The organism is Sneathiella sp. HT1-7, from assembly GCF_020731145.1.
Classification (GTDB): domain Bacteria; phylum Pseudomonadota; class Alphaproteobacteria; order Sneathiellales; family Sneathiellaceae; genus Sneathiella.
This window is the reverse complement of the sequence record NZ_JAJFZN010000008.1, coordinates 23,882-30,353: the sequence shown is the minus strand read 5'-3', so window position 1 is coordinate 30,353 and position 6,472 is coordinate 23,882. Positions and strand designations below refer to the sequence as shown.

The 6,472-nt window shown below is 54.0% G+C and carries 7 protein-coding genes; 5 read left to right on the top strand and 2 right to left on the bottom strand.

Features of this window, described 5'->3' with window-relative positions; translation table 11 throughout:
• On the bottom strand, nt 1-1,247 hold a 1,247-nt coding region (locus LKE13_RS18475), incomplete at its 3' end, for a site-specific DNA-methyltransferase (RefSeq protein ID WP_227953301.1).
• 199 nt (nt 1,248-1,446) lie between these two features.
• Here LKE13_RS18475 and LKE13_RS18470 point away from each other — a divergent pair.
• From LKE13_RS18470 to LKE13_RS18460, 3 genes are read left to right on the top strand one after another with little or no spacing between them, the layout of a single operon-like run.
• Nucleotides 1,447-1,728, top strand: coding sequence for a DUF3489 domain-containing protein (locus LKE13_RS18470; protein ID WP_227953299.1), 282 nt, complete (start codon nt 1,447-1,449; stop codon nt 1,726-1,728).
• Entirely contained in the window at nt 1,725-2,141 is a 417-nt protein-coding gene (locus tag LKE13_RS18465) for a DUF2924 domain-containing protein (protein ID WP_227953297.1), read from the top strand. Before LKE13_RS18470 ends, LKE13_RS18465 begins: the two co-directional genes overlap by 4 nt.
• Nucleotides 2,138-3,730 carry a recombinase family protein gene (locus LKE13_RS18460; protein WP_227953295.1) on the top strand — a complete coding sequence of 531 codons (1,593 nt, stop codon included), beginning with the start codon at nt 2,138-2,140 and terminating at the stop codon, nt 3,728-3,730. The genes LKE13_RS18465 and LKE13_RS18460 overlap by 4 nt, the downstream gene beginning before the upstream one ends.
• Before the next feature lie 822 nt (nt 3,731-4,552).
• On the opposite strand, the gene cadR is transcribed toward LKE13_RS18460, so the two are convergent.
• Nucleotides 4,553-4,960 carry a Cd(II)/Pb(II)-responsive transcriptional regulator gene (cadR, locus tag LKE13_RS18455; RefSeq protein ID WP_227953293.1) on the bottom strand — a complete coding sequence of 136 codons (408 nt, stop codon included), beginning with the start codon at nt 4,958-4,960 and terminating at the stop codon, nt 4,553-4,555.
• A gap of 94 nt (nt 4,961-5,054) precedes the next feature.
• On the opposite strand from cadR, the gene LKE13_RS18450 reads away from it, so the two are divergent.
• Nucleotides 5,055-5,951, top strand: a complete 897-nt coding sequence (locus LKE13_RS18450; protein ID WP_227953291.1) for a cation transporter — start codon at nt 5,055-5,057, stop codon at nt 5,949-5,951.
• 3 nt (nt 5,952-5,954) lie between these two features.
• Entirely contained in the window at nt 5,955-6,467 is a 513-nt protein-coding gene (lspA, locus tag LKE13_RS18445) for a signal peptidase II (RefSeq protein WP_227953289.1), read from the top strand.
• Nucleotides 6,468-6,472 lie beyond the last annotated feature (5 nt).

The window sequence follows — 6,472 nt, the reverse complement described above, 5'->3', positions numbered from 1 at the left end:
TCCTTGCCCGTCAGGGCAGACCATCGCTCAAGAGCGACATCGACATAGGCCGGATCAATCTCGACACCGCGGAATCGGCGCCCCGCCCGCTCGGCGGCTATCAGGGTCGTGCCTGAGCCCAGAAATATATCAAGGACAAGATCCCCGTGACGGGTCACATCCTTGATGGCATCTGCCACCATCCCCGTCGGCTTAACAGTGGGATGCAGCGCAAGATCCTCGCGCCGGCTGCCCCGGAAGGAATTGACGGACGCATAATCCCAGACATTAGTTCGGTTGCGACCATGCTTGCCAAGCTCCACCATATTGAGATGCGCCGCCTCCCCGACCCGATAGACAAATATCAGTTCATGCTTCGAGCGGTAAAGCGAGCCCATGCCGGCATTGGACTTGTTCCAGATGCAGAGATTGAGGAACGCGCCATAGATATCATGGGCAACAACAGTCACATCCTCCATATGTCGCCAGTCCATACAGACAAAGTGAACGGCGCCATCCCGGGAGACGCTCGCGCAGGCGCCCAGCGTTTCGGTGAGGAAGGTCCGGAACTCCGTCTCACTCATCTCGCCCGATGCCATCGCGAACTCCCGATGCCGGTCGCTGGTATTGGCATGACCACTGATCCGGACATTATAGGGCGGATCCAGGAAGGCTGCGTCAACTTGTGCATCTGTACCAACCACTCTTTTCAAGAAGGCGATATCCCGACTGTCCCCGCAGCCGATACGGTGATCTCCCAGTATCCAGATATCCCCCGCTTTGGTTCTGGGTGTTTCCGGAACGGCTGGAATAACCTCATCGTCGGGATCATCCTGCCCCTCCAGGATCACATCAATCTCGCCCGTTGAGAACCCGGTCAGGGTTGCATCTATATCGACATCTATTGTGGTGAGCTCAGTAAGTTCCTGTTTCAGGATCTCGAGATCCCAGCCGGCATTGAGGGCGATCTTGTTATCCGCGAGCCGGAGGGCACGTATCTGGATCTCTGTTAGCCCCGTGAGGGTAATAACAGGCACCTCATCAAGACCCATCGCCTTAGCTGCAAGCAAGCGTCCGTGCCCCGCAATCAGATGACCTTCCGGATCAGCAAGGATCGGGTTGGTAAAGCCGAACGCGGCAATCGAGGCCCTGATCTGCTCAATCTGTTTCTTTGAATGAGTACGCGCATTCCGGGGATCCGGTACCAGGTCACCGACCGGGCGATAGATCACGCTCAACGGGTTTTCAAGGGCCGACTCTTTGCTCATCTCGTATATCCAACGACGTAATTACACCATATGTAGTATATTAGAGAAGAATCCAACAGCTGCCAACCTTTATAGCCCTCAACCGGGGAGAAAGACTGGACTTAGCTGCACAAAGGAGCCTCACTGTTGCTATGCCCGTTTGCCGGGCTGTTGTCGGTAGGAACGGAATATATCCGACCGACAACAGGAGGACAAACTTATGGCATCTCAAACTTCCAAATCATCTGACAGCAAGCGCTGTAAAGCAAACACTAAGGCGATCCGCAAAGCCGCAACATCTACACCCACAAAACTCGACCGGATGATCACGCTTCTTCGCCAGAAGAAGGGCGCGTCTCTCGAGGATCTCTGTTCCGCCACCGGCTGGCAGACGCATTCGGTGCGGGGCGCGATTGCCGGCTCATTAAAAAAGAAAGGCCATGTGATAACGTCGGAGAAGATCGACGGTGTCCGCAGCTACCGGATCAGAGAGAGGCAATGACGGGTGGTTCCGATCTTGAGGCAGAGATCAAATCATTGGAGACGCTCGGATTAGGTGATCTGCGATCAATTTGGGCCGTGCACTTCGGGCCACCGCCCAAGCTGCGTTCCGAGGAACTCTTGGCTCTGATGTTGGCCTGGCGCCTGCAGGCGGAGGTGTTGGGCGGGCTCTCGCCTGAGACACGCCGTTTGCTGCGCCGGCGCGGGGCCATTGCGCCCGAAGGCCGCGCCCTCGGGGATGGGGCCATCCTGCGGCGCGACTGGCGGGGCCGACAGATCGAGGTTGTGGTCAGGGCGGATGGCTTTTGCTGGGACGGCAAGACCTATCCAAGCCTCTCGGCCATCGCCCGCGCAGCGACCGGCACCCGCTGGAACGGGCCGCGCTTCTTTGGCCTTCGCGAGGATGCTCCATGAAGCCCCCTCACCGACGCTGCGCCCTCTATACCCGCAAGAGCTCCGAGGAAGGACTTGAACAAAGTTTCAACAGTCTCGACGCCCAGCATGAAGCCTGCGAGGCCTATATCAAAAGCCAGACGAGTGAGGGCTGGCGGGCCCTTCCCGGTCGCTATGACGATGGCGGCTATTCCGGTGGTACTATGGAACGTCCCGGGCTTCAAAAACTGCTCAGCGATATCTCAATAGGAAAGATCGACATTGTCGTCGTTTACAAGATAGATCGCCTGACCCGTTCGCTTGCGGACTTTGCCCGCATGGTGGAGCTGTTCGAGCAGCATGACGTCAGTTTCGTAAGTGTCACGCAATCCTTTAACACCACCTCCAGCATGGGACGGCTGACCCTCAACGTTTTGCTCTCTTTTGCCCAGTTTGAACGGGAAGTCACCGGAGAGCGGATTCGCGACAAGATTGCCGCCTCCAAGAAGAAGGGCATGTGGATGGGCGGCAGTCCGCCGCTCGGCTATGATCTGCCGGAAGCCGGCTCCCATAGCTTGCGGGTTAATGACGCAGAAGCCGACACTGTACACATGATCTTTGAAAGATATCTGCAGCTCAAATCCGTCCACGCCTTGGTAAGAGAGCTGGATGCCAAAGACATTCGATCAAAGACCCGGACAACGCTGAAAGGAAGAACCATCGGAGGCCAGCCCTTCAGCCGCGGGGCGCTGTATCATCTGCTGCGGAGCCGGGTGTATCTCGGCGAGGTTCCCCACAAGGATCAGTCTCATCCCGGGCTGCATAAGGCCATTATCGACGTGGAGTTGTTCAAGGCGGTGCAGGCACAGCTGGATGAGAACGGCCGGCGTCGCAAGGTAACTGGAAAGAGCGTTGCCAAGTCACCGCTTGCGGGTCGTATTTTTGATACGGACGGACAACCGATGTCCCCGACCTTCGCCTATGGCCATGGTGGCAAGCTGTATCGTTACTATGTCTCCGCCTCTTTGCAGCGTGGGGCAAAACGGGACCAGCAGGACAACGCACCACGACGTGTTTCGGCGGCAACGCTTGAAGGTCGATTGATTAAAACACTGACCCGCCTTCTTCCCGATCTGCAGGTGGAACCGTTTGAGCTTATAAGTTCCATCGAGATTCATATCAGATGCGTCGAGCTTCTGATCCCGCTCAAATATCTTAACAAGGTCAACGGCAACCTTGCGACTGGCGAACGGGTGCGTCCGGATCCGGCAGAATCGAAATGCCTGCGGTTGACCCTGCCCTGGCGGATGCAGACGCGCGGCGGAAAGACCGACATCCTTGTTGGCGACAGAAATACGCCACAGCCGGACCCCTCTCTCATCCGGGCCTTGCGCAGTGCGCATGCGATGCTGGATCGGGATTCAGGAAAAGGGCCCGTCCTGCAGGCAGCGCCCGCCTCCCCCTGGAAACGCAATCTTGTCCGGCTTGCTTTTCTGGCGCCCGATATCCAGAAAATCATCCTCACCGGACGTCAGCCGGACCATCTGACACTGGCCCTATTGATGAAGAACGAGATCCCGCTCCTCTGGTCCGACCAGAGGCGCAAGTTCGGGATCGATACTCCACTTTAGAGGTGGATTAAGCCACAAAAGAGAACTCCTTACACCACCTGTTAATACACTTAAAACTCCCTGTTAATCGCAATAACAGGCCCTGTTATGGCCTAAAATCATCCTGTTATGGCGAAAAACAGGAAAGTGGCGAAGATGATCTCTAAATTACTGTTTTTACGTGATAAAATATTTTCTTTTGTGCGAAGGAACTCTGATTTTACCTTGTTAACGGTCATTTTTTTAATAAATTCCCTGTTAACGGCCTGTTCTCGTGAAACTCACCCTACCATCAGACGGGCGGAGACTGGCGGGCAGATTGACCCTGGAGAACCGTTATCTGACGGTCCGGAGACTGAGACAAGAAAGGGATTGGCGGCGAAAAAGCGCCCTGTTATGGGCGGTTAGAACACCCAGCGAGAACAGAGACAAATTATAAGGGGTGTGTGGCGGAGGTAGCAGTCCCATGCGAACCCATCTCTGCCATTTTCCCTGTTTAACAGGGAAAATACTGGGATTTTTGGCGATTTTGACCCCAATTAAATCATCGCGCCACCGTAAATCACTATTTTTATTAATGTTTTCAGAATTATCCAAAGAAACTTAACAGGGAAAATTAATTTCTGATCAGGGAATTAATAATCGAGAACAGGGAATTAAATCCGATTGATCTGTATTCAAAGAACATCATTAATACACCAAAGCTTCATTACTATAAATTACGTTAAAAGATAGGCGCCGCCAATAAGAATCCATGCGGCGATGAACAATGTTCCCGGGGTTGCCACATTAACTTAGTAGCGAGAATATTAGAGTGAGCGGATTAAATGGTTGATGCTTCACCTACTGCTGGTGCATGTTTCCTTCGCTAATTCCAGCAAGAACCCCACACGCCTCAATTTCCCGGTCATCGTTGCAACTTGCTCTCAGTGAAACGAGTTGTTTCTCAAGCGTTTGCAGAGCGGTTATCTGCGACCGCACATGTGAGATGTGATCATCGAGCAAGGCGTTGACGGCGGTACAAGGCTGATAAGGGTCGTCCTGATAGCTCTGTAGTTCGTGTATCTCAGCCAGTGACAGGCCCAGAATTCTGCAGCGACGGATGAAGGCCAGCCCCTCACCATGCTTCTCGGTATAGACACGGTAACCGTTGTCCTGCCGATCAGGCGGCGGCAACAATCCCTGCTGTTCATAGAAGCGGATCGTCTGTGTTTCGACCCCTACTAACTGCGCCAACTGACCAATACGCATCAGCATCCTCCCAACGGATTCTTTACTCTATTGACCTTATAGTAGCTTTATAGTTTTAAATGATACCACAACATTGTTCAGGTGGAGTCGTATCATGAGCAAATCCTGTGGTGGCGCCTGTGGCGGTGATGCAACGTCCTCAGCGGATACCGATATACAGGCCTCCTCCGAAGCGCCGGGGAGATGGGTCAGCGTTTATGCCGTGCCGAAGATGGACTGTCCATCAGAAGAGCGAATGATTCGCCTAGCCCTGAACGGCTTTGAGGAGATTCGGGCGCTGTCCTTCGACTTGTCGAAACGCCGACTGAAGATAGTGCATGACGGCGGGGTCGAACCCGTCACCTCGAAACTGAAGACCTTGGGGCTAGGAGCCTCGCTTCAGGAAACCGTCGCTGCAATTCCGGAGACCATCAAGGACGCCGAGTTCTCGGCAGCTTCTGCTAAGCAAGAATCCGGGACTTTGCGCTGGTTGCTCGGCATCAATGCACTGCTGTTCGTTGTGGAAATGACTGCCGGTCTGATCGCCCAGTCAACCGGGCTGATTGGAGAATCCCTGGACAATTTTGCCGATGCGGCGGTGTACGGGCTTGCCCTTTATGCGGTTGGACATAGCGTGAAAATGCAGGTACGTGCCGCGCACCTTGCTGGTGCACTGCAACTGGTTTTGGCTGTTGGCGTACTCGTAGAGGTGGTGAGGCGCTTTGTGTTCGGAAGTGAGCCTGAATCGCTGATGATGATAGCTATCGCATTCGTCGCATTGATCGCCAATACCAGTTGTCTGCTGCTGATATCCAAACATCGAAAGGGCGGGGCGCACATGAGGGCAAGCTGGATATTCTCGGCCAATGACGTGGTGATCAACCTAGGGGTCATCACCGCTGGCGCCCTGGTCGCGTGGACCGGGTCCAATTATCCTGACCTGATTATCGGCACCATCGCGGGGGTCATTGTGCTTAACGGTGCCAGACGCATTCTGGCGTTGAAGGGTTAGAAAATGCTCATAATTGGCAAAAAGCTCTCGCCGTATGCCCTGCTGTCCATATCGGGTCTACTGGCAGTGTCTGATCAGGCTGTAAAGTGGCTGGTGCAGCAATCAATGGCCTATGGCGAGTCTATTTCAGTGTCCCCGTTCTTTAACTGGGTGCACGTATGGAATACCGGTGTCGCGTTCAGTCTTTTTGCGAATAGTGGAGGCTGGCAGCGCTACTTTCTTATCGGAATCGCGCTAGTGGTCTCAATTTTTCTGATTAAGCTGATCCTTGAAAACCGTCATAAAGGAGAGGCCATCGCTTACAGTCTTTTCCTCGGTGGCGCTATGGGCAACCTGATTGACCGGATCTTTCGCGGCTATGTTGTGGATTACTTTGATTTCTATTGGCGAGACTGGCATTGGCCGGCCTTCAACCTGGCTGATATTGCAATTGTCCTCGGTGCCTTACTTTTTGTTTCCTGCAGCTTGTTGGGTAAAAAAGCAAACACCAATGCCGAGTCGGAAGGATCCGGCTGACACCT